The sequence below is a fragment of the Bradyrhizobium sp. UFLA05-108 genome (genome assembly GCF_059803455.1).
This window is the reverse complement of record NZ_JBANAZ010000251.1, coordinates 1-652: the sequence shown is the minus strand read 5'-3', so window position 1 is coordinate 652 and position 652 is coordinate 1. Positions and strand designations below refer to the sequence as shown.

Genomic DNA, 652 nt, shown 5'->3' with positions numbered 1-652 from the left:
GCCATCGATCAGCGCCGCAAATACACCGACGATCCGTATATCGTCCACCCGCAGGCGGTGATGGAGCTGGTGCGCAGCGTGCCGCACACCGAAGAGATGCTGGCGGCCGCCTGGCTGCATGATACGGTGGAAGACACGCCCACCACCCTCGGCGATATCGACAGCCACTTTGGGCCAAAAGTGGCGGAACTGGTGCGGATGTTGACCAACGTCAGCCACGCCGAGGACGGCAACCGCTTCGAGCGTAAAAACCGCGATCGGCGCCACAGCGCCGGCGCGTCGCCGCAGGCCAAAACCATCAAGCTGGCGGATCTGATCGACAACACCCGCTCGCTGCTGGACTACGACAGCCACTTCGCCCAGACCTACCTGATCGAGAAACAGCGCCTGCTGGAGGTGCTGACCGAAGGCGACCCGACGCTGTGGCGCCAGGCCAGCCATATCGTTGAACAGGGGCTGCTCAGGTTGCAGCAGCCACCGCACAACGTGCCGGCCAGCTGGTTCGAACACGCCCGCCGGCGCTACCGCGAGAGCGACGCGGCCTGATCAGAAGGTCACCACCGTTTTCAACGCCGTCACCCAGGCGTCCTGCGTCTCGCTGACGCCCGCCGGGTGATGCCAGTACTGCAGGCCCGGCTGCAGCTGTAGCCAC

2 protein-coding genes are annotated in these 652 nt (G+C 65.2%); one reads left to right on the top strand and one right to left on the bottom strand.

The annotated features are described in order from the left end of the window. The coding region (locus SO140_RS46320; RefSeq protein WP_498544250.1) for an HD domain-containing protein at nucleotides 1-546 on the top strand (546 nt) is incomplete at its 5' end. Here the strand turns inward: SO140_RS46320 and SO140_RS46315 are convergent. Then, nucleotides 547-642, bottom strand: a complete 96-nt coding sequence (locus tag SO140_RS46315; RefSeq protein ID WP_498544251.1) for a hypothetical protein — start codon at nucleotides 640-642, stop codon at nucleotides 547-549. It abuts the gene before it with no gap. Nucleotides 643-652: the final 10 nt, after the last annotated feature.